This is a genomic window from Vibrio sp. SCSIO 43155, assembly GCF_023716605.1.
GTDB classification, from domain to species: domain Bacteria; phylum Pseudomonadota; class Gammaproteobacteria; order Enterobacterales; family Vibrionaceae; genus Vibrio; species Vibrio harveyi.
This window is the reverse complement of record NZ_CP071852.1, coordinates 940135-964087: the sequence shown is the minus strand read 5'-3', so window position 1 is coordinate 964087 and position 23953 is coordinate 940135. Positions and strand designations below refer to the sequence as shown.

Annotated in this window: 15 protein-coding genes; 2 read left to right on the top strand and 13 right to left on the bottom strand. The window is 46.1% G+C overall.

All coding sequences use genetic code 11. The annotated features are described in order from the left end of the window. The 7 genes from J4N44_RS04500 to J4N44_RS04470 all read right to left on the bottom strand — a co-directional run bounded on the left by J4N44_RS04500 (position 1) and on the right by J4N44_RS04470 (position 10514). Entirely contained in the window at positions 1-672 is a 672-nt protein-coding gene (locus J4N44_RS04500; protein ID WP_005446565.1) for a TRAP transporter small permease, read from the bottom strand. Positions 673-792: 120 nt separating this feature from the next. Beyond that, the gene (locus tag J4N44_RS04495) at positions 793-1788 is read right to left on the bottom strand and encodes a TRAP transporter substrate-binding protein (RefSeq protein ID WP_009699389.1); all 996 of its coding nucleotides are present in this window, start codon (positions 1786-1788) and stop codon (positions 793-795) included. A 214-nt stretch (positions 1789-2002) separates the two neighbouring features. Beyond that, positions 2003-3472, bottom strand: coding sequence for a protein adenylyltransferase SelO (locus J4N44_RS04490; protein WP_252044883.1), 1470 nt, complete (start codon positions 3470-3472; stop codon positions 2003-2005). 216 nt (positions 3473-3688) lie between these two features. Then, complete coding sequence (locus J4N44_RS04485; RefSeq protein WP_252044882.1) at positions 3689-6682, bottom strand: M6 family metalloprotease domain-containing protein; 2994 nt, start codon at positions 6680-6682, stop codon at positions 3689-3691. A gap of 231 nt (positions 6683-6913) precedes the next feature. Continuing rightward, on the bottom strand, positions 6914-8281 hold the full coding sequence (locus tag J4N44_RS04480) for a TrkH family potassium uptake protein (RefSeq protein WP_005446560.1): 1368 nt from the start codon (positions 8279-8281) through the stop codon (positions 6914-6916). Next, positions 8278-8940 (bottom strand): potassium channel family protein, encoded by a 663-nt coding sequence (locus J4N44_RS04475; protein ID WP_005446558.1) that lies wholly within the window; start codon positions 8938-8940, stop codon positions 8278-8280. Before J4N44_RS04475 ends, J4N44_RS04480 begins: the two co-directional genes overlap by 4 nt. 338 nt (positions 8941-9278) lie before the next feature. Continuing rightward, positions 9279-10514 (bottom strand): DEAD/DEAH box helicase, encoded by a 1236-nt coding sequence (locus J4N44_RS04470; protein WP_252044881.1) that lies wholly within the window; start codon positions 10512-10514, stop codon positions 9279-9281. Between the two features lie 197 nt (positions 10515-10711). On the opposite strand from J4N44_RS04470, the gene J4N44_RS04465 reads away from it, so the two are divergent. Beyond that, entirely contained in the window at positions 10712-12034 is a 1323-nt protein-coding gene (locus J4N44_RS04465; RefSeq protein ID WP_188015332.1) for a hemolysin family protein, read from the top strand. Between the two features lie 62 nt (positions 12035-12096). On the opposite strand, the gene J4N44_RS04460 is transcribed toward J4N44_RS04465, so the two are convergent. Continuing rightward, complete coding sequence (locus J4N44_RS04460; protein WP_020480883.1) at positions 12097-14058, bottom strand: TonB-dependent receptor domain-containing protein; 1962 nt, start codon at positions 14056-14058, stop codon at positions 12097-12099. Here J4N44_RS04460 and J4N44_RS04455 point away from each other — a divergent pair. After that, positions 14033-14905 carry a 4'-phosphopantetheinyl transferase family protein gene (locus tag J4N44_RS04455; RefSeq protein WP_199479017.1) on the top strand — a complete coding sequence of 291 codons (873 nt, stop codon included), beginning with the start codon at positions 14033-14035 and terminating at the stop codon, positions 14903-14905. The two genes, J4N44_RS04460 and J4N44_RS04455, sit on opposite strands and share 26 nt — an antisense overlap. A gap of 15 nt (positions 14906-14920) precedes the next feature. Here J4N44_RS04455 and J4N44_RS04450 read toward each other — a convergent pair whose 3' ends face one another. The 5 genes from J4N44_RS04450 to J4N44_RS04430 form a co-directional block, all read right to left on the bottom strand. After that, a complete protein-coding gene (locus tag J4N44_RS04450) occupies positions 14921-15862 on the bottom strand; it encodes a hypothetical protein (protein ID WP_061065704.1) in 942 nt (313 codons plus the stop codon). Beyond that, complete coding sequence (locus J4N44_RS04445; RefSeq protein WP_252044880.1) at positions 15855-19802, bottom strand: enterobactin synthase subunit F; 3948 nt, start codon at positions 19800-19802, stop codon at positions 15855-15857. The genes J4N44_RS04450 and J4N44_RS04445 overlap by 8 nt, the downstream gene beginning before the upstream one ends. A gap of 33 nt (positions 19803-19835) precedes the next feature. Beyond that, positions 19836-20726: an isochorismatase gene (locus J4N44_RS04440; protein ID WP_029788635.1), complete on the bottom strand. Its 891-nt coding sequence runs from the start codon at positions 20724-20726 to the stop codon at positions 19836-19838. A gap of 66 nt (positions 20727-20792) precedes the next feature. Next, positions 20793-22412: a (2,3-dihydroxybenzoyl)adenylate synthase gene (locus J4N44_RS04435; RefSeq protein ID WP_252044879.1), complete on the bottom strand. Its 1620-nt coding sequence runs from the start codon at positions 22410-22412 to the stop codon at positions 20793-20795. After that, entirely contained in the window at positions 22409-23629 is a 1221-nt protein-coding gene (locus tag J4N44_RS04430; RefSeq protein WP_252044878.1) for an isochorismate synthase, read from the bottom strand. The genes J4N44_RS04435 and J4N44_RS04430 overlap by 4 nt, the downstream gene beginning before the upstream one ends. Positions 23630-23953: the final 324 nt, after the last annotated feature.

The following is a 23953-nucleotide window of genomic DNA, read 5'->3' as shown; positions in this document are numbered from 1 at the left end:
TTATTGCTCCTTGCGATCTGATGACGAAGAGCCGTTTGGAATCGCATCAGCGGCTTCGCTCAGTTCTTCTTTAAGTGCTTCCAACTCTTCTTCTGCTTCATGACCTGCAATCAAACGGTCTAACTTACCCGTCGCGATCTGCCATGTGATTTGTACAAAACGAAAAGTCAGAAGTGCCATACCAAGAGGTAAAGCAAAGTAAGGAATAAAACGAGGAAGCTTCTCATAGCGTTCCCCTTCGTTGAGCCAGTCCGCTAGAAACTGAAACATCTCAGGCATAGGAATATCGTCGGTTTCATACCATGCACGCTCAGTGACAAACGGATACCAGTAATTCCAAGAGCCGATTAACAGTAGAATGGAAAATGCCAAACAACACACAGCAGCAAGCAGTGCGAGGATCTTACGTTTGCCTTCAGGGACCATGTTAATGATGACATCAACACCGATATGAAAGTGCTTCTTCACACCGTAGGAGGCACCGACCAAAACCATCCATGCGAACATGAATACCGTCAACTCAAGTGCCCAAAGGATGTTGTCGTTAAAGACATAGCGGAAAATAACATTGGCAAAAGTCAGCAACGTCATTGCACCAAGAAAGAACGCAATCAGCGTTTCTTCAATCGCATCGGTGACTCGTCCTGCCTTGGAAAAAAAAGTCTGTTCCATAATTACATCACGTCATTATTGGGATAAAAGGGTCCCCCTCCTCGATATTGGAGTACGCGAGGACCAATCGTAGTGCTTAGTGCTTTTTACTTATGAGCCCAAAGAACTTGGGCTGTTTGATTATTGGTTGGAAGCAAGAGCGGCATCGATAAGATCTGAACCAATGTCTTTCTCGAATTTCTTCCACACAGGTTGCAGTGCCGTCACCCACTCTTGACGCTGCTCAGGCGTTAAAGTACGAACCACACCACCGGCTTCAATGATGTTGTTCTTATTTGCAAGGTTCACCTTGGTTGACTCGGCATTACGCTGAGCCGTCACTTCTTGAATAATGGTATTAAGCTGTTCGCGCTGATCGTCTGGTAACTTTTTCCAGAAATCGTTCGATGTCACAACTAAGTAATCTAGGATGCCGTGGTTAGTTTCAGTAATGCCATCTTGTACTTCGAAGAACTTCTTACCGTAAATGTTCGACCATGTGTTTTCCTGACCATCGATAACTTTGGTTTGAAGACCGCCATACACTTCTTTAAATGACATTTTTTGAGGGTTTGCACCAAGCTGTTCGAACTGAGCCACCAATACGTCGGAAGCTTGCACACGGAACTTCAAACCTTCTGCATCGCTAGGCAACATCAATGGCTTGTTGGCAGACATTTGCTTCATACCGTTATGCCAAAATGCCAGACCTTGCAAGCCACGACGCTTCATTGCATTTTTTAGCTTTTCACCGGATTCCGAGTTTTGGAAACGGTCGACAGCCGCCACATCCTCAAAAAGGAAAGGAAGGTCGAAGATACGGTACTTCTTGGTGAATTTCTCAAACTTAGAAAGAGAAGGGGCAGCGAGTTGAACATCACCATTAAGCAGAGCTTCAAGCACCTTGTTGTCGTCGTAAAGCGTCGAGTTAGGAAAGACCTGCATGCAAACTTTGCCGTTCATCTCTTCATTTACACGCTTTTCCAGTAGCGAGGCAGCAATGCCTTTAGGGTGTTTATCTGTGTTCGTTACGTGACTGAACTTGATCACGGTTTCACCAGGGTCACAGTTTGCAGCAGCATTAAAGCTGGTGATGGCTAGAGCAGATACAGACAAAAGGGTTAGAGGCTTAAACATTATTATTCTCCTTGTTGAATCACATCCCATCCTTTCCATGAATACCAAACGGGCAGAGGGTGATGGGTACAGATGTTCAACAAGGAGCAAGTTGTAGACCAACTCAATTATCAACTTAAAATCAGTAAGTTAAATTAAATTCAAAAGTTAGCCAGTGCAAAAAGGGGTTAAATCCACCCATGCTAATCTGCATGATGGGTGGAGAATGACACATTTAAGAAGAGCAGCTAATTTCCATCTTTTTCCCCCACTCTGGAGGCAGTTTGGCGTAGTCATCCAACTCTGGCTGCTCGTCATAAGGACGCTTGAGCAGTTCAGCCAGACGGCTTACTTCACTGAAGTCTCCTTCCTCTGCTTTATCAATGGCAAGTTGAGCTAGGTAGTTACGCAAGATGTATTTTGGATTCGCTCGACGCATCTTTTCACAGCGAGTTTCTGCTGATACGCACTCACCGCGCTCGTCCACTTCCAACTCACAGCGGGCAAGATATAAGTCTACCCATGCACTTGCAGCTTCTCGATCAATAAACAAATCAATCACAGCTTGGGACGAGTTAACGTCTAAGTTAGACAACTCACGGAAGAATCGCGTGTAGTCCGTTTTGTTTTGGTTCAACAGTTCAAACATGGCTTCGAACAAGCGTCCGTCTTCTTCTATTTTGGTCAAAAGACCGAGCTTGGCGCGCATCAATTCACTGAACTTCTGGCTAAGGCGCATTTCAAACTTTCCTAGTGCGGTCTCCAGATCTTCCCGCTGCACAAGCGCTGACAAAGAATGTGCTAAAGCCGAAAGGTTCCAAAGAGCGATACGTGGTTGCTGTTCAAAGGCATAACGCCCTTGGTAGTCCGAATGGTTGCAGATGTAATTAGGATCGTAGTCGTCGAGGAAGCCAAACGGTCCATAATCAAAAGTTTGCCCAAGTATCGACATGTTGTCGGTATTCATCACACCGTGGGCAAAACCATAGGCTTGCCAGTACGCAATCATCACTGAGGTTTTCTCCACGATGTTCTCGAACATGGCAGCATATGGTTTCTCCACTTCTAAACAATCTGGGAAATACCACTCGATGACTTTATCAGCGAGGTACTTTTGCTCACTAAGTTGGTTGGTGTAGAAAAAATGCTCAAAGTGACCGAAGCGAATGTGCGTTTCAGTAATTCGAATCAGTAGCGCGCCATATTCCATCTTCTCACGGTAAACAGGCGTATCGCTGTCCATCATGCCAAGCGCTCTGGTCGTAGGAATGCCTAACCCAGCCATGGCTTCACTGCACAGATATTCGCGGATCGTAGAGCGCAATACTGCCCGACCATCCCCCATCCGTGAGTACGGCGTGAGCCCTGCTCCTTTGAGGTGAATATCAAACCAAGTGCCATTTTGGTGTTGCATCTCAGCCAGTAACAACCCGCGACCGTCACCTAAATCCGGGTTGTACACGCCAAATTGATGCCCTGCGTACTTCATTGCCAAAGGAGCAAATGATGCAAATTCGTTTTGCCCTGCAAACACATTCAACAACTCTTCATTCGCGCTTTCTGGTAAGCCAAATTGCTTCGCTAATTCTCCGTTCCAAACAACCCAACGTGTGTTATCTAAAGGCTGTGGCGTGACATAAGTGAAAAACGCAGATGACAGGTCACTGAAGCGATGGGTGAAATTAACACCTTCCCAGATGGACATAGTAGTTCCTTAATAAAACGACTTCCTAAACGTGAGTATAAGCGCTGAACAGGTTTCTCTTCAGCCACGAATTATTCATGGGTATTTACGAAATACCGATAACGACAGACCAACGTGAGATAACTTCACAACGCGTCACTGTACTACGGGACGAGACAACTAAAGAAATAAAAAAGCCACTCGGCTGAGTGGCTTTAATGAATGAACAAGAGACGCTTATTGCTCGCGACGACGCCAGCCAAACAGCCCTAATAACAATAGTGCCCAGTAAGACAAAGCACCACCGCCACTATCCGAATTGTCAAAACTTAAGCTGCTTACCGAAGCCACCACTGACACATTCACTGAGCCAGTCGCCAAGCCACCATTCCCATCCGACACGGTGTATTCCAGTTGAACATTCGTCACTTGATCTTGAGGTGCTTGGTATTGGATCTTTCCATCCACCACACTTGCCGTTCCCACGCCGGATGGATTACTCACGCTCTGCAACACTAAGCGATCTTCATTGAAATCTGAATCATTGGCGAGCACGTTGATCATAATGCTCTTTCCAGACTCAACACTGGCGCTATCTTGATTAGTAACCGGCGGCGTGTTCTCAACATCAACACTAACCGTCGCGGTTGCAGACAAACCGCTAGGGTCCGTGACCGTCACTTGGAAGGTAAGCGTCTCGCCCGCCTTCGTTCCTTGCGCCACAGTAAACTTCGCGTTCACACTATTCGCATCTGAAATAATGGCTTTAGTACCCGTCGTTTGCTGCCATCTATAGTTAAGTGCATCACCATCAGGGTCAGAGCTTGAAGAAGCTGACAAGCTGCCTTGCCCGTTCGCTGTCATGCTACTGGAATCAACTTCGGCATTGGCTGTTGGCGCTTCATTTTGACCATTCACACGCACTTGCACCGCCACTGGCAGCGATTTCAGTGCGCCATCTGAAGAAACAAGACGATATTGGAAACTGTCATTACCCACGAAGTTTTCTTTAGGTGTGTATTGGGTGCCGCTCAATGTGCCATGCGTAGGTTGTTGAGTGTATTCCACATTGAATTGATAGCCAGGGGCAATAAAGTCATTCGACATAAGCGCAAGCGTTACAGGCACGTTTTTGTCCGTCGTCACCGTGTCCGTTTTAGCCTCTACGATATTGCTTGAATCAATATCAAACAGCGCGCCAAAAGGAATGTAAGAGAAGTTTTGACGCATTAAACCTGAAGAGTAAATACGTTCACGATCTCCTGCCCAAATCGTTGGCACTGCTTCTTGTTCCGTCGCTAAGGTGCTTCTAAAGTTATAGTTAGATTCAAAACGCCCGTTCTCAATTTCAACCACAAGCAAATGCTTACCTGCCGCTATGCGACTTGGCTGTTCAAACAGAATACGAGTGCTGCTACGAAGTGAGCCTTCCTGCAGAAGCTGCGCCTCATTTTGATCGAACTGCAAACTGAACGATTCAAATCCAGGATGTGGGAAACGCCATACCTTGTAGTTCATCACCCCAGCATTGTCATTAGGTGTCACATAAAGTTGCAAGCCATCCAATTCTGAAGCCACTTTAAGATCCAAAGAGACAGCCAAAGCGTCATCAGAGCTTGGGTAAACATATCCTCGATGAAACGAGTTTTGCCACGCCGACTTGTTTGGCTCACTTGGCATGGTTAGTGAAAACGTTGCCGAGTTTGATTCACTTGAGATATTTGAGATACGAACACCCGTGTTGAAGCCTGCTATGCCGGTCAAACTAGGGTTGGAATCGTCAGAAATGCTCGTGCCACCATTTGGATAAAGATCTCGATCGTCGCTAGGAAAACCGGCTTCCAATTGTTTGCGTCCGTCAGCTTGCATGATCTGCACCTGCATATCACCGACATCGTTGAATCGATTTAAGATATTCACCGACGTTGCCAACACCCCTTCTGATACCAATGCTCGGTCGTACCCTTCAAACCGTCTATTCTCAAGGTAGATACGAGGACCGAACTCTTTAAGATAAGGATCAAGATAAACGAGCTTCACTTGCCCATTTTCAACCGAAGCAGATTCATCGCTGGATTGCGCAATGTCCGGCAGTACAAAGCCCGCAGCATGCTTACTCCAAGCACTCATGTTGACCGGTGTATCTCCAGCATAACGGTCGCCTTCTTTCTTCGCCCAAGAACCACCACCCATCACGCCCCACTGACCAATAGATGCATCGCTGTTGTAAGAGTACAAATCCGGTAACCCAAGCATCAGGTGGCCAAGTTCATGGACGATCACCCCCAATGTGGATTGATGCGTCTGCTGAAAGTCAGCAAACACACAGTAGTCTCTGATGGTAGTTCCGTCGATTGACACCGTATCATGTGAGTATTTGTGCGGCCATATAGAAGGACGATCTAGCTGGTTTGCCGCCAAGTCCCCACCAGCAAAAACAAACATAACCGAGAGCTCTGTTGGTTCGACACGACCGCTGCTGTCGGTGTCGTATTGAGCTAAGTTGATGTATTGGTCTAGCTTTTGGTACGCCTCAGAAAAAACCGCCTTAAGCTTGGTATTACAAGCATCACCGCTGGTTTTGGTGCTACAGTTAGGATGGTTTTGGTTCACCGTGACACTAATAACGCCATCATCCGCAGTGCCATAGCTTTCCTTCGCTGGTACGACGCGATACTTCCCATGTGAGTTCTTGTCATAATAATCCACCACGCTTTGACGATTTTCGCCAAACACCAACTGTTGAAAATCGTTAACCATAGTCTGGTTATTAAACGACACCTCAACCACCAGCAAAGGCTGTTGAACCACACTCGATGAACTCATTGCTCGGTATCCTTGCTGAGCTTGGCGCATCAAGTTTGCACGAGCTTGGGGTTCTAGTGTTCTCAGAGAAGAAAGAGAAGGTTTTAATAGTACATCAGGGCGGTTTTTCGATACTTGTGGAGCGATTGCAGATTGTGTTTTTTCTACTCCAGTCGAGACAAGTAGCGGCTGATCCGCTTCTCGCTTGATCTCAGCAAAAAACCAAGTGTCACCGTCTTTGATTAACGCATTTCCTTGCTTATCTTCATGCCAGTAGAAACTAGCGGTACCGCGAACCAGAATTTCACTGACCGTCCCATCACTGAGAGTCACGGGTTGCCAAATAGGAGATGGGGGTGTGGTTGCCATGCTGTGACCAGAAATCAGCGCGGTCAACATGGTGAGTGCGAGAGTCTTTAACTTCAAACTACGGCTCCATGAGTTCGATGTGTAAGCCATGCATCTCATATGCAAATGATTACAACAAGTTATATATAGTGGAGCTATGAAATAGTACAGAAATCGAGAAGGAATGAAATGCTGTGACAGGAGTAGATCGAAATTATTTGCATTCGCTCACTAATTTTATAAAAAACGCGAGAGCCGAATAATCAAAACTCTCGCGTAAGCTATTAATATTAAAAGATTAAAATGCAATTAACCTGTTAAAACGTTATCTTCTGGGTATTTAATTAATGTCGGTTCTGGTCGCGCCAGCATGTAGGCTAGTGTCAATGGACCAATACGACCGATGATCATCACAACGATCATGATGTACTTACCTGGTTCCGACAGTTCTGCTGTCAATCCAGCCGTCAAACCTACCGTCGCAAAGGCAGAAATGGTTTCAAACATTACCTTATCAAACGCGGCTTTCTCAGTAATCATCAACAAAAACATCGCAGTGGTGAGGATAGCGCCACTTACCACGATAATCGCTAATGACTTGGTTACGGTTTGCCAATTCACCGTGCGTTTAAAGATCACAACATGCTTTTTCTGGCGCAAGAACGCCCATGTTGCCATAAATGCCACTGCAAAAGTCGACACTTTAATACCACCACCTGTAGAGGTTGAGCCCGCACCAATCAACATCAGTACGATCATCACTAACAAAGCAGGTTGGGTAAACTGAGCCAAATCTACGCTGTTAAACCCAGCGGTACGTGCACTTGCCGATTGGAAGAAAGCCGCTAGCCATTGCCCCGCAACAGGCAAAGACGCCATGGTATTTGGGTTATGTCTTTCCAGTAGCCAAAACAAAATAGTACCGACACCAAGCAATGCAGGTGTCGCGATCAACATGATTTTGGTGTGCAGATGCAAAAAGTGAAAGCCTTTACGCCAATGCAGCCATAAATCACCGATCACGGTGAAGCCCAAGCCACCGAAGATAAACAAACCCGCTAGGGTGAAAATCACCACCGGGTCGTTAACAAAGCTCATCATACTATCGGAGAACAACGCAAATCCTGCGTTATTGAATGCTGAAATAGAATGAAACAGCGCATAAAACATGCCTGTTTGCCAGCCCATTTCTGGCACCCAGCGGAAAGATAGGAAGATAAATCCAATGGTCTCAGCAATCAGAGCAAAGACAACGATTTTCTTGACCAATTTACGTAAGTTGACTTGGCGATCTTGCCCTAATGCATCTTTCGCAAGTGCTTGTTGACGCAAACTCAAACGAACACCAAACATATACAGCAGCACCGCAGACAGCGTCATCTGCCCTAGCCCACCAATTTGCATTAAGAACATCAATAGCACTTTACCCGCCAAGGTAAAGTGCTGCCCGGTATCTACGACACCAAGCCCCGTTACACTGATAGCCGAAGTCGCAGTGAACAAAGCGTCAGTGATAGAAAGCCCGGTTACAGAAAAAACCGGCAGGGTCAGCAAAACAGCAGAAGGCAATAACACACCGAGAAAGCTCAGCAATATAATGCGCGGTTCGCCACCTTTCGCTTTATCTCGTTTGCCATCTGGGGCGTAAAACACGCCTCTCTGATGAAATTGCTTCATAGTGATTTCAACTTGCTCGCAAGTTTGTCTTGGGGTCCCACAACAATGATGAGATCGCCGATCTCCAGCGTTGAATTGAGATCCGGTGCTTTGGTGATTTCTGGACCGCGTTTAAAGCCAAGCACTTGTACACCTTCCACCTTACATAAGGCTAAATCGCCAAGTGTTTTGCCCATCCAACGAGAGCCAATCACAAACTCTGTCATGGCTAAGCCACTGCCTAGTGGATGAAACTCCAACACACGTTTATCCAGCATCTTACGCGCTACACGAATACCCATATCACGCTCTGGCATGATGACGTGGTCTGCACCAATTTTTTGTAGTACACGCGCTTGGAAGCGATCATTCGCTTTTACCCAAACCGATTTCACACCCGCTTCTTTTGCGATAAGTGTTGCGAGGATGCTGGCATTGACGTCTGCACCAATAGCAATCATGACCATGTCATAATCATCAAGCTTGAGTTCTGCGACTGTCTCTTCATGAGTACAGTTCGCTACGATGGCTTGGCTAACAAATCCCGCCGCTTCTTTCACTCGGTCTTCGTTAATGTCTACCGCCAAAACTTGTGAACCTGAATCCTGCAGTTCTTTACAAACGGCCAAGCCGAAACGACCTAGACCAATTACAGCAAATTGCTTATCACCAGTTTTCATTCGTGCCTCATTTATGCGTTGAATAGCAGGCGCGAAAGTCTGCGCCTATTCCTCACCATCTGCAAACATGACGACAAAAAATTGACAAAACCCTAACTCAAACCTTCGCGCAAGATCTAACCAAAGCGTAAGACACATTGAACGAGTTTTCCTAATTATTAGCAATTAAATCAAAAGAATAACCACATGCTTCACACTTCATCTGTGCATGGTTTTCGCTATCAAATAAAGAAAGAAAACTGAGACCACGTTGAACAAAAAGCCAGAGAGAAAAGAAAAAAGTAAAAAATAAGCCGCATCGAGGTGCGGCTTATCATGTAGAAAAGAGCTATCAAACGTTATTTAGCGTTACGTTTATCACCATTTTCGCGACGTGGACGTTGATCTTGCGGCTTACGCTTGTTCTTCGGAACATAGTTCAGAATCGAAATTGGCACAGGTTTTCTCGGTGCAAAACCTTCAATTTCTACACGCTCTAGCAAATGACCAAGGCGGCTTTCGATCATGCACAGGTTTTTGAAATCGTCTTTCGATACCAGTGAAATCGCCTCGCCCTCTGCACCAGCACGACCAGTACGACCAATGCGGTGTACATATTCATCGGCTGGGTAAGGTAGATCGTAGTTAATCACGACAGGCAAGTTATCAATATCGATACCACGTGCCGCCACACCCGTTGCCACTAAGTATTGGATTTCACCGGCTTTGAACTTCTCAATCAGTTCTTGGCGAACACGTTGGTTACGACCACTGTGGAAAGCTTCAGCCACAATGCCACGCTTCTCTAATTGAGTAACCAGTTTCGCTGCGCCATGTTTTGTCTCGATGAACACCAACACTTGCGACCAGTCGTTCTCATTCAACATGTGGCTCAGTAGTGAAGATTTCATGTCTTTATCAACGGTGGTGATCCATTGCTTAATGTTTGACTTAGACGCGCTGTGCTTTGCAATGGTGATTTCTTCAGGATCAACAATTGCATTCTTTGCCAAATCACGAACTGGGTTAGATAAGGTCGCGGAGAACAGCAAGCTTTGAATATCTTCTGGCATGCAATCGATGATCTTATCAATCGAATCAATAAAGCCCATATCCAACATTTTGTCAGCTTCATCTAGGACCAGCATTTCCACTTCATCAAAGTGAATAGCACGCTGACCGTAAAGATCAATCAAACGACCTGGAGTACTTACGACAATGTCTACGCCTTCAATCAACGCTTGTTTTTGCGGTGCGTAATCCACACCACCGAACATCGCCATAGAACGCAATGGTAGATTTTTGCCATACGCTTCAATGCTCTGATGAACCTGAAGAGCCAATTCGCGCGTTGGCGTTAGGATGATCGCACGTGCACGCTTTTTACGTTGCGTTTCGCCGTGGCTCAGTTTTTCTAAGATTGGTAATACAAAGCTGGCAGTTTTACCTGTACCCGTTTGTGCTGCGGCAATTAGGTTGCTACCACGCAGAACAATAGGAATGGCTTTTTGTTGGATAGAAGTCGGTTTTTCGTAACCCAGCGCCTTCACAGTATCTGTGATAGAAGCACTTAAACCAAGCTTAGAAAATGGCATACAAACGTCTCAACGAAGAAATGGGCGCGTAGTGTATCAGAATCCGAACTAAGTAACAGAATCTATCTGTCTCCAGCAGAGGCTTACTGAAATCTACTCGTGGCGACAAAGAAATTCTATCCTTTTAATAAGTCATTCAATTGTTACAGCGTGATGATTTATTCGCCACTTCACGTTTCTTGTATTTGAACCTCGTTATGCTGCTAGGGTGTGCATCACTGGAAAACTTCATGGATATTTTATTACTGGTTGGATTAATCGCGCTCAATGGTGTGTTCGCCATGTCTGAGATTGCATTAGTGACTGCCAAAAGCGGTCGACTGAAAAAGTCAGCCGAACACAGCTCTTCCGCTCGTCTTGCTTTAGAGCTTAAGAATAACCCCACTCAATTTCTCTCTACTATACAAATCGGCATCACCGTCATTGGCATCCTCAGCGGTATTTTTGGTGAAGCAACCCTCTCAGTTCCATTCGGGCATTGGCTCGTCGCACAAGGTTTAGAGCGTGAGATAGCAAATATCCTTGCAACGGCAATCGTGGTGGTCATGATCACTTACTTCGCCATCGTGATTGGTGAGCTCGTGCCAAAGCGTTTTGCACAAAACAATGCCGAACGCATCGCTGTCATCGTTGCCTACCCAATCCACTGGCTAGCAAAATTGACCACGCCATTTGTCATGCTACTGACCGTTTCGACCGACACACTGCTTAAGCTTCTACGCCAAAACAACGCAGGCGAAATCGTCACAGAAGAGGACATCTTTGCTGTCGTTAGCGAAGGTTCCGAATGTGGTGCTATTGAGCCTCAAGAACAATTGATGATCCGTAACTTGCTCCACCTTAATGACCGACTAGCACTTTCACTCATGACACCGAGATGCGATATCCATTATCTCGATTTAGATTTACCTCTCGATGCGATTTTGAGGAATCTACGTCAAACTCAGCATTCTGTTTGGCCCGTCTGCAAAGGAGGGTTAGATAACATTATCGGCACCGTTTCCTCTAAGGCGTTATTAGATGAATACGATGAGCTATCCATTTCTCGCTTAGCCAAGCTGTTGAAACGGTCGCGCTTCGTACCCGAATCAATGAAAGGTCTACCACTGCTCAATTACATGCAACAAACCAGTACCGAGATGGTGTTTATCGTCGACGAATATGGCGATGTGCAAGGACTAGTAACTCACTACGATCTGCTTAAATCCATCGCTGGTGAATTGGGCATGGCACCACAGCAACTCTGGGCAAAGAAACAGAAAGATGGCAGTTGGATCATGGATGCGCTGATCCCACTTAACGAGTTGAAGTACAAACTAACGTTGAACCATATTGAAGGCGAAGAAATAGAAGGATTCCAAACATTGAATGGTTTTTTGACGTGGTTAATTGGGCGCGTGCCGACTCAAGGAGAAACCGTCGAATATCAACAATGGCAATTTGAGATACTACACGTGAAGAATAATCGCATTGTCCAAGTCAAAGTCACCGAGTCGCTCAGCGAAATGAAAAGCGATTAAAGCGGAATAAAAAAGCAGCTTCCGGCTAGGAGGCTGCTTGTTAGATCAAACCAGTATTCGCTTTAGAATAGGTAAGTTGCACTTACGTATGCACTGCGACCTTTCTCTGAATAACCGTAGTAGTCGTCTTCATCATCAAGCTCGACATCAAAGATGTTGTTCAAGCCAGCTTTAAGATTGAGCTGTTGGAAGTCATAAGCAACACCAAGACCGACAAGCGTGTAGCCATCTACTGTTTTGTTCTCACGGCTTAGGTTTGTGATCACCTGTTCACCAACGTAGTTTACTCGCGCAAACGTAGTGAATGCATCAAACACTTCCCAGTTCAAATCAAGATTTGCAAGATGCTCTGGCGTCTTCATTAGCGTATCACCCGTGCTCTTGTCTTTCGCGTCCGTGTAGGTGTAGTTACCCTTTAGGTTGATGCTGTCAGTAATATCATACCAACCTTCAAGCTCGATACCTTTGATCTCTGCTTTACCGATGTTTTGGTAAGTGAAGATAGGCATTTTACCAACCGCACCAACTGGCTTGGTTAGGTCGCGTTCAATCTTGTTCTTAAAGTCCGTGTAGTAGTACATCAAACCAACACCCATAGACGTGGACTCATAAGCAAAACCGGCTTCGTAGCTTTCTGATTCTTCAGGTTTTAGATCATCGTTACCCGTTAACCAACAACGGTTACCACAACTGATTACACGCACTTGATCGCTGCTTTCCATCATACCCGGCGCACGGAAACCACCACCCGCACCACCTTTGAACACAAATTCATCGGTGAAGCTATAAACTGCATATGCTCTTGGACTGAAGTGACTACCATACACTTCATGGAAGTCTTGACGACCACCAAGTGTCAGCGCCAATTTATCGAGATCGAACTCACCCTGAACAAAAACCGCGCCTTGATAGTTATCGATGTCGCCTGATGGTACATCTCGGCTGTTTTCCAATTCAGAAGTACGGTATTCGCCACCAAACACCCACTCATGTGAATCACGCCACAAACCAGAAACTTTAAAATCAAGCGTGTTGTTTTGTAGCTCAACATCAGCAGCGCCATTGGTGTATGCCGTACTTGCATCATCAAGCTTCATATTTTCGCCATACAAACGTACTTGTGTATCCACAGATTCCCATGCACCTTCATGCGTCAGTCCGTAGTTCCAACGCGTTGAGTCTTGAGAATTTGTTTGCGCACCCGAACGAGGATGGACCCAATCCGCTTCACGCTCATCGTTGGTGTAAATCACATCGGCGATCAAACGCTGTTCATCAGTAAGCTGCCAAGCCATCTCACCAAATACATTGGTGGTGTCTTTCTTTTCTAATGCATCAAAGGTCGGGTTAGTATCGGTACGCCACGGATCTCTTGAAGAGCTTTCAACAATGATGCTGCCTTCAAGGTTTTGTGCGAGTTCACCACTAGCGTAAGCATGACCTTTAACACCATCACCACCGTCGCCTTCAAGAATGCTTTCGTATTCCAAACCAACAGAACCTGATGTCTCTTTGGTTGGCGACTTCAAGATAACGTTGACCACACCACCCATCGCTTCAGACCCATACAGGGAAGAAACCGGACCGCGAACCACTTCAATTCTCTGAACCGCAGTCAGTGGGATGCTTGATAAGTCAAAATCGTTACCACGAATCAAAGCATCTTGAGAGTTAATACGACGACCGTTAATCAAAACCAAGGTGTGCTTAGAATCCAGACCACGAATACGAATGGTGTTACGACCGTAAGCTGTACTACTCAACACACTCACCCCGGTAGCACTACGCACCGCTTCTGAAATGTCTTTTACCGGCATCTTAGCGAGATCGTCAGCGGTAATCACCGACACTGATGCCGGTGCAGTCAACTCTGAATGCTGTGTTAAAGACGCTGTCACGACCATGCGTTCCATTTCCACAACATCATCTTTATCGTTAGCAACTGCATGACCACTGAGTGCCGTCAAAAGTGCACCGGCAAGCACTGTCGGCATAAATGTGGGCTTTTTAACTAAACTATTCACTGCATATCCTTATATCTATTTTATAAATAAATTGAGCTCGCAAACTCTAATAAACGAATGTATAAATGACAATCATTACTACTCGTATTTACATTTAGATTTGAGCTGGGCTATATTTTTGAACTGCAACACATTGAAAAGCACCGAGCTGGGTAACATTCTCGACCCTTTCTGTCTTCAATTAGAAAGTGTCAGTCCAAGGGTTCACATCGTAAAAGCCACACCGGAGATGTATTCCAAATTGGGCTTTCCCGAGGAAGAGCAACAAATTCATAAGTCGATAGCTAAACGCCAGCGAGAATTCAGAGCAGGACGCAACGCGGCTCGTGCCGCCATACAAATGCTCTCCTTAAGCCAAGATAACGGGAACTCCCCGCTCATTTTGACGGGAAAATCCAGAGAGCCTTTATTCCCTCAGCCAATCAGTGGCAGCATCAGTCACACTGATGGTATTTGCCTCGCGGGTTGTGCATTAAAAAGTGACATCGCAAGCTTAGGGATCGACGTAGAACGCAATGTCCCCCTCGCCTCACACCTTTTTACAAGCATCTACACAGGTGACGAACAGAACTTAATCAAATCGTCTAGCCACCTACCTGATGCTCTGATATTCAGCATCAAAGAGAGCTTGTTTAAATGCTGCTTCCCCTTTGTTCAGGTGTATTTCGATTTTCTAGAAGCACAAATCACGCTGCTGCCTGAGAGTAAAAACTCAGGACAATTTCGCTTCGAGCTGATTGGAAATAACCAAACCTCTTTAACCGCCAAATTGCCCGACCTTCCATTTCATGGCTACTACTGCTTCAACAAGCAGTTTGTTTTCTCACTGTGCTATTTCTCCTCATGAAGTCGTCATTCATTTCTATTCGATGACCTTTTTGATCACCATTTGCTGTCGTTCATTAACCAGCGGTAAGCGCTGCTCTAAACGCCACTTCCACATTTGTGGGATTGAAATACCTACTGTATCGAGTTGCCTTGTCTGCGGCCCCAAGTACCAATAAGCATCAACCAATTCATCTAAGCAGGTAAAAGCATATGGATTCACGGGAGGCTTTTTCGGGATCAGTTCAAGAAACGAGCGCTGTTTTAGTAAAGGCTGATCCGTCGGGTAAATGCCATGTTCAGGGGCATTCAGTTCGCTAGATAAGATGTGTGGCCAAACTGATACATACTGCTCACCAAACTTGTGTTTCGCTAGCTCACCGAAGGTGCTGTGTTTTGCCATAAAGCCCAGCGTTGGCGAGCACTTTAGAATGTGTCTCGCGCCAACTAACACCACCACACCAAGCCCACATTTCGACGTTTGTTTTTCTACTCCTTCAGCCAAAGCTTGATCACGTTGTGCACTGAGCTTTGCTAACTCTTTCGAATGTTGGATGTCTTCCCAGCTGAACGATGGTTCGGTCAACACTATCTTGATCGGCACCTTACGCGTGCTATTTACAGCACGAACTCGCTCAAAGAAAGCACCGTAGCAAGGATGCAACCAAGCGGGAAATGCGACTGAGTCCAACCACACCGCCGCTAATTCAGCTTGAGTAACCGTCTCTCCCGATAAGTAGTTATTGAGTAATGCTTGATGTTTGGCATTCCCAAATTCAATGAACAAATGAGAAAACGAGCCATCCAATTCAGGTGCAAGTAAGGCTTCCGTTATCTTCTCGAACAGTTCGCTAAACCAATGAGCTTCACCGATGGCAACTACACTGCCAGCGTTAAGTTTGCTTTTGAGAAAAGCCAGAGGGGAAACCGCCCCCTCCAACAAATCCTTAGTTTTTGCTTTGGTTGAGGTATCAAACATCAAATCTCTCTCTCAGTTCTTCAACCATATGTGAACCAATCAAGCGCAGCATATCTGGGCGCATCATTTCACGATGAATACACGCGACATCGATCACTTTGAGCTCGCCATCCATGTATTTGAACCATCCATTGCGATCAAGAAATGCCTCTTCTGGTGGCTTCTCCGCATTGAAAAACAACACATCCCCTTGATACTGATAATTGACGCTATCGCGTACGCGATGGTTGTTGTTAATGACCACTTCCACCATTGCCGTAATGGTTTCAGCACTCAGGTGCGCCATTGATGATCCTGCATCTTGTAAGATGTCGATCACTTCAGGTCGCGTTAGGCTAGAATGCAACGATTCATCAAACTCTACCCCAGCCATACGAATTAACGCGCCAAGCGCTTTCTCTTCGCCAGGCGGGTGCATACTTTGCCATTGCTCCGTTGGGTAAGAGTCCAACAAGGTGACTAAGCCAACTTCTTGACCTTGCTGCTGTAAGATACCCGCCATTAAATGCGCAATCATGCCGCCAATAGACCAGCCTAGTAGGTGATATGGACCAAAGGGTTGTTCTTCTCGAATCGCCGCCACGTAATCCTCAGCCATTTCGGTCATTGATTTAGGCAGCGGAGAAGAAGGGTCACCGAGGTTTTTCGCTTGTACGCCGTAAAGAGGCACATTGGATGGAATAATCGGAGTCAAAGCCGCATAGCACCAACTCAAGCCACCAGCAGGATGGACACAGAAAATAGCTGGCTTGCCCTCTCGTTTTCGCAGAGGCAGTAAGATATTGAGCGCTTCATCGCTTTCACTGCCATTTAACTTGGCGGCAATACCGGAAACCGTCGGAGACTCAAACACCGCCGCAAGCGATAGCTCAATTCCCATGATCTCTTTCACATGCGCAATCAACTGAGCAGCAAGCAACGAGTGTCCGCCTAATTCAAAGAAGTTGTCATCCACACCAACCGCCGGTAAATCAAGTAAGCGGCAAAATAGTTTGCATAAACGCTCTTCAACAAGGTTACTTGGTCCTTTTGTGCTCACTTGAGCAGACAAATCTGGCTTGGGTAGCGCATCACGATCCAATTTACCATTCGGTGTTAAAGGGAAGCTTTCAAGCTCAACAAAATAGCTTGGTACCATGTAATCCGGTAATGGCTCAGCAAGGTACTTTTGCAGTGCATTAGTATCAATTCCCTGCTCAAGATCCTCTGCCGACACATAAGCAACAAGGCGTTTATCATTCTCAGTATATTCCTGAGCTAACACGGCAACTTGCGCAACACTTGGGTGGTTTGCTAAGGCATTTTCAATCTCTTCTAACTCGATTCGGAAACCACGAATCTTGACCTGAAAATCGCTTCGCCCACAGTATTCAATCGCACCATCTTCGCGCCAGCGCGCCAAATCACCAGACAAGTACATTCGGCTACCTTGTGGGCCAAAGGGATTGTCAATAAAGCGCTCTTGAGTCAGTTCTGGCTGACCATAGTAGCCCATCGCCAACTGTCGACCTGCAATGTATAAGTTACCCACCACACCAGGAGGTACAGGATTAAGTTCGTCATCAAGAATATAGATTTGCGTGTTCCATACAGGACGACCTATAGGAATCGAATTCCCTTGCGTATTCGCCTCACTCGGCCAGTAAGTTACGTCCACCGCAGCTTCTGTCGGACCGTACAAATTATGCAATGGTGCATCAAACTCTTGGTAATAGTGATTGACTAGCTCCATTGGCAACGCCTCCCCGCTACAAAAGACTTGGCGTAGACTTTGGCACAATCTGGCATCCGCTTGTTGTACGAAAATTTGCAGCATTGAAGGCACAAAATGCAAGGTGGTGATCTGCTCTTTATGAATCAAATCTTGTAGGTATATTGGGTCTTTGTGTCCGTCTGGTTTCGCAATAACAAGGCACGATCCGACCATCATTGGCCAGAAGAACTCCCATACTGAAACATCGAACCCTGCTGGCGTTTTTTGTAATACCCGGTCTTTCGCATCAATTGGATATTGGTCGTGCATCCACATGAGTCGATTGACAATCGCATCATGCGTAACGACGACGCCTTTTGGTTTCCCGGTCGAGCCCGAGGTATAAATCATATAAGCTGGTGAATGAGGTTCTGGCTTAACTTGAGGAGGCAACGGTTCTACTACTTTGTATATCGTAGGCAGCGTCTCATCATCCACTAGCTTTACATCCACCTCTTGCGGCAGTTTGTCTTGAAGCGTCTTGGTTGAGAAAACAAATTTCGGTGAAGAAGATTCGAGCATGTAGTGGATACGCCCCTCGGGGTAGTCAGGATCCACAGGCACATAAACCGCGCCAGCCGCTAAAATGGCTTGCTGTACTACAATCAGCTCTTCGCTTCTTGGGACACACACAGCAATGCGGTCACCAAGCTCAACGCCTTGCGCTGTTAACCAGTTGGTGAGTGAATACACTTTGCGAGCCAGTTGCTCGTAACTCAACGTCTGACCTTCAAAGATCAAAGCCGGAGCGTGTGGTGTCAAAATACGTTGGCGAGCCATGATGGCGGACAGCGTCGTTTCCGGCACTTCGCGAGCGGTATCGTTCCATGTCTCGACAACCTTCTCTCGCTCACCAGCCAGTAAAATACTGACATCACTCACTTGGCAATGAGAAGAATCTTGAGCTTCTGCGCTTGTAAAAAAGTCACTCATAAAATGGAACAAGCGTTGTTGATGCTCATGAATCTCTTTCTCTGAATACAGCTCTGGATTCACATCCATATCGATGTGTAATTGCCCAGCTAATTCATAGCAATAGAAAGAAATGTCATCGACCGGTCCGGCTGATAAGTTGTGTGCTTTTGAAGTGAGGTCACCGAATTTATGCTCGTACTCAAACGGCATAATATTCACCAATGGACCAAATAGATTACGATGATCTTTTACCAAATTTAGCTCGCGATGAAGCTCTTCATAGCGATAGCTTTGATGACGGCGAACCGATGCAAATTCTTGGTTAACTTGCTTCACCAACGTTTTGATATCCAGTCCTGATTCAAAACTGACTCGTACGGGAAGAATATTGACGCGCATCGCCGGAGTTTGAATGGCTACCGAGCCCAAACGCCCCATCAGAGGCACACCAATCACCACTTCATTGGAGCGTGTCATACGGTGTACATAAGCCGCGATAGATGCGATAAGTACGCTATACCAGTGTGTTCTGCACTGTTTAGCTAACGACTCCATTCTCTGAAAGTCAGAGGCTGCCATTGCACCTTTTAGACGAAGGAAATGGTCTGAAGTCACTGTCGGCTTACCCGCAAGGTTTACAGTGTCAGAATGGTCGGCATAACGCTGTAAATAAAATGCGCGATCTTTTTGGTATTTCTCAGAAGCTTTATAGTCGTCATCTTCTTTCAAAAGAGCCTGTTGGTCTGCAAATTCAAGCTTCTCAAAGTGCTCTCCTTTAACCAACTGACCATAAACATGCGCCACCCGCCCCGCGACCAGCGACATGCTGTAACCGTCTATCGCAATGTGATGCAGTGAAAGGAACCAAACGTATTGATCATCGGAGAGCTTAAGCAATGCCATGATGAATAAAGGACCTTGTTCCAAATCGACAGGTTGCTTTAACTGATCTTTCATCCAAGTCACAGCGGCATCAAGCGGTTTAACGTGTTGTGAAAAGTCGATACGTTCGACTTGCCAGGTTTGTCTATCTATCACCATTCGCGGTCCTTCGGTGGTGGTAACAAACTTAGCGTGCAACGAGTCGACTTCATCAATTGCCGTTTTGACTGCTTCAACAAAACAAGGCTCATCCACCTCGCCTTCAATAACCAGGTATTCGCCAGTCTTATAAATTGGGTTTTTAGGGTCACGTAACTGAGCAAACCAAATCCCAGCTTGGGCATCCGTAAGCGGCAACAACTGCTCTGCCGTATAAGGTAAATCGTACATGTTCATTCCTTTGTCATTCTTCCGCTTTGGCTGTTAGGTCAGCTTCTTCTCGATCAGTCTCCACCAATCCTGCAAACTCGGTTTCGCTGCTAATTCCATAAAACTCACATCAAGGCCCGCCTGTTGCCAATCTCCGACCAGCGACATCATGCGTACCGAATCCAAACCAAAATCAAGCAAACTATCCTCTGGCGTCATCTCATCGGCTGGTACCTCTAACAGCGCCGCTAACTGTTGAGTAAGTTGCGGTTGCGACTGAGGAATCACAAAATCACCAGCTGCGAGTTCGTTCGCACTTGCCACTTGTTCGAGCAATTGCTGCTTGTCCAAGACATAACCGCATCGACCCGCCACATAGTTGAGCGCCATGTCATGATCGCTCGCTGAGAAGTCAGCAACGGCATCGGAAACCATGAAAGCTTTAATGTCTGTCATGAACGCTTCTGCCGCGGTTTGTAAACAACCGATGTGAGCATAAATACCCACGATAATTAGCTGATCACGCCCCGTTTCATCCATCATGGATTTAAGTGGCGTACGTTGAAACGCACTGTAACGCCATTTGGTGTAAACGGTGTCCTGCTCCGTTGGCGCAAGTGCTGGGGAGATTCGAGTAATGTTGTCATCCGCTTTTAAACCGGGGCCCCAAAAATCGGTCAATAAAGCGCGATCTTCTTGGCGTTGGTCACCGGGCTGCGCGGTATAAACCACTGGAATGCCGGCATCAATACATGCTTGTTTGATCTCTTGAATGTTGCGAGTCAACGTTTGAATCAGCTCGCTGTCTGCATCGTAGAAATTGAGAAAGTACTGCTGCATATCGTGGATTAACAACACGGCACGATGTGGTTCTACTGACCAGTTAACGCGATTTTCTGGCTTCACTTTCGTTAGTGAGTAACCAGAGATAGATGGAATGGCCATTGGGCTTATCTCCAAAGTAATCAAAATGCCAAGCACACCAAATCAACCTTGGTGTTTCGACCTTGGTTAAACGAGTTCGAGTAATTTATTTTTATTCACTTTACCTACTGGCGTTTTGGGTAATACATCAACAAAAACGACCATATCTGGGATCTTAAAATCAGCCAGCCCACGCCCTCGTAAGAAACGCTTTATCTCGATCGGTTTCGGGGCTTGCTGCGGGCAAACTAAGGCAGCACAACTGCGCTCCCCAAGGTAATCATCTGGGATGGCAATAACAGCAGCATCATGGACACAATCGTGCGCCAGCAAATGGTTCTCGACCTCTTCTGCTGCGATTTTTTCACCCCCTCGGTTAATCTGATCTTTGTCGCGACCAACAACTTTCAAATTGCCCTCTTCAGTCAGCAGTACCACATCGCCAGTACGGTAGTAGCCTTGCTCGGTGAATGAACGCTGATTGTGCTCTGGAGCCCGGTAGTAACCTTGAATGGTATAAGGTCCACGCACGAACAAAATACCTTCCGTACCTTGCGGGACAGGGTTACCCATTTCATCGAGTATCAACAGTTCATCAGCAGGTGACATTGGGCGACCTTGCGTCGTGACAATCACGGACTCAGGATCATCTAGACGGGTGTAGTTAACTAGCCCTTCAGCCATGCCAAATACTTGCTGTAAGGTACAACCAAGTTCAGGTTTGATACGCTTTGCCGCTTCCTCACTAAAACGAGCCCCCCCAACTTGCAGCACTTCTAATGAAGTAAGGTCATGTCGAGTTCTTGCGGCTTCATCGAGCCACAATAGTGCCAACGGTGGCACTAAAGCGGCTACGGTAATTCGGTACTTTTCAATCAAAGAAAAGGCAGTTTGAGGGCTTGCGTCTGGAGCAAGTACAACGGTGCCACCCGCCATAAAACAGCCCAACGCACCGGGAGAACTCAATGGGAAATTGTGGGCGGCCGGTAAAACACAAAGGTAACGCGTATTTGGCGAGAATTGGCAAACCTCATTGCTCGCTCGCACACTGTATAGATAGTCGTAATGTGTGCGAGGAATAAGCTTAGGTGTGCCAGTCGTACCACCCGATAATTGGAAAAAGGCAAAATCTTCACCGCGATGAACTTGAGGTTCAACATTGTCTAGCAAGAGCGCTCTAAGGGCTACGCTACCAATCGGCATGGCGCTCATGTCACCCGCCCAAACGATGTTCTTTAAGCTTGGTAATTCAGACGCTACTTGCAGCGCAATATCAGCCGTATCGACGCCGAGTTGAGGAGCAGTGATTAACGCTTTTGCCTGTGTAAAATGACAAAAGTATCGAATCTCCGAATAACGATGAGCGGGTAACGCAAGCACGGGTTGAACGCCAATTTTAAGCAGTGCAAAAAAGCTAATGTAAAACTCGCCTATGTTAGGCAAATGCAAAACGACCTTGTCGCCAGATTTAAGATTCAGAGTCGATTGGAAACCAGCAGCTAACTTATCAACATGCTCAAGTAACGATTGATACGTCCACTGTCGCTCCCCGTCAACTAGAGCAACATGGTTAGGAGAAATAGAGACGCTTGCCTCAAGCATCTCTGGAATGGTTTGCTCTGTCCAAAAACCCGCTTGGCGGTATTGCTTTGCTAAACCTTCTGACCAAGGTGTAAAGCCAGGGGCATTCATGCTTAAGCAAGTCATTGAACCACCTCCATATTCTCACGAATTTCAATACCCAGCGCGTTCAATACAGTGCGCATTTTATTTCCTGTTTCTTCAAGCTCACTTTGTGACTCAGATCCGGAGACGATCCCAGCTCCGGCATAAACTCGAATACGCTTCTTCTCAACTTCAGCGCAGCGGATAACAACAACCCATTCGCCATTACCACGAGCATCTACCCAACCAACAAGACCCGTGAAATAGCCCCTATCAAAGGGCTCCACTTGACTGATGAAATCGTAAGCTTGAGCCGTAGGATAGCCACACACGGCAGGTGTTGGGTGAAGCGCACTCGCCAATTTCAGAACGCTGGTATTGGCATCGGAAACCGTCCCTTCAATACGAGTCGAAAGGTGCAACATGGCTTTGGTTTCAATAACCGACGGCACCATAGGCACATAAAGGTTATGACACCAAGGTTGAAGCGCTTTTTCTACCGCATCGACCACCACCGCATGCTCATGAAGATCTTTGCTACTCTCCATCATGAGCTCGCCTTGCTGCTGATTCATTGATGCATTTTCACAACGTCGACGAGAACCTGCCAGAGGGTTTGAGCACACATGAGGACCTTTGCGGGATACCAGTAATTCAGGGCTGGACCCCATCAAATAAGCGTCAGAATGACCACCGCCGATACGAGTAGAAAAGGTATAACCACCAGGATTTTGCTTGAGTAAGGTTTTGAGGAAGCGAGCTCGATCGATTTCATCTTGTGTATCCACTTGCATCGTGCGTGACAACACCACTTTATCAAGAGCGATGTTTTCTTGGCTGCAACGATGAGTGGCAAGCTCAACACTATGCATGTATTCAGTAGGCGTCGGGATAGGTTGAATAGAAGAAGGATGACAGTCGTTGCAACCATCGATATCTAATACTTTATCCGGTCTGATCGGCGACGTCGTGATCAAACGCTCAGGGACGATAAAGTGCACGGGATTATGTTCAGAAAACGGTATTACACCAACGGCAATAGGGTTGTCATTCCCCTCTTCCTTCGCCGATTCTAGTAATTTGCTAATGTGAGTATCTAACTCTGAGAATTTAACTTGTTGGGAAAATTCTGCAGCAATGCCTTGCGTAAGCAACGTCACCGTCGGTGAGCTAAAGAAGAACGAAGCGTCATCCGTATGGGCGTTGAGAAACTCTGTGAGCATAGTACTGCTTCCCATGGAGTTACGAAGCATAATCATCTCTCAAACTGTATTAAACATAGCGTCCCAAATGAGATTCCTTCTCATTTGAAGAGTAAGACTACACATCTAGTTACAATTATTCAATCATTTTTGATAATAATTATCATTCGCATAACTTATAGTTTTATAAATTAATATTCTTAAACAAATAGAATCTCAAATAAACAATTCACCATATTTATATCTAAGTAACTTCAAATCTAAGTAACTTCAAGGTGGAGGATTCAGAGCGAGTTGCCTTGGTTCGTATGCATCGTTAACAATTTTTGATTTGGATCCATAGCCAAAAAGAAAGGGCTGACGCCCTCAGCCGTCAGCCCT